Source organism: Sedimentibacter sp. B4, from assembly GCF_000309315.1.
GTDB classification, from domain to species: Bacteria; Bacillota; Clostridia; order Tissierellales; family Sedimentibacteraceae; genus Sedimentibacter; species Sedimentibacter saalensis.
On record NZ_CANG01000142.1, the window covers coordinates 1 to 377 of the forward strand.

1 protein-coding gene is annotated in these 377 nt (G+C 63.7%); it reads left to right on the forward strand.

The features are described from left to right. Positions 1–40 precede the first annotated feature (40 nt). Positions 41–377, forward strand: a 337-nt coding sequence (locus tag BN358_RS10490; protein ID WP_232233084.1) for an ATP-binding protein, incomplete at its 3' end; no start/stop codon positions are given.

Consider the following 377-nt stretch of genomic DNA (forward strand, 5'->3'; position numbering starts at 1 on the left):
TCATGGCTCATTCGATCTCCCCGTGCCGAGAGCGGGTCTGTTGCTTACCGGCTCGTCGGGCTCAGGGAAGTCGTCGCTACTGGACGCTATCGCGGCTGTCCTGGTGCAGCCGAAGTGGCTGCAGTTCAACGCCGCAGCTCAGGAAGGCGGGGTAAGCGACAAGTCACGGTCTCTCGTGTCGTACGTCCGGGGCGCGTTCAAGCGGGAAGCTGACGCAGACAGCGGAGAAGTGGCAACCGCGTACCTGCGCACGGGTGCGACATGGACGGGGATCGCACTGACTTTCGACAACGGTCTTGGCGCGATCACGACGCTCGCCCGGCTCTTCCACATCCAGCGGGGAACAACTCGAGCGATGGGCTCGGCTCGCTCTTCAT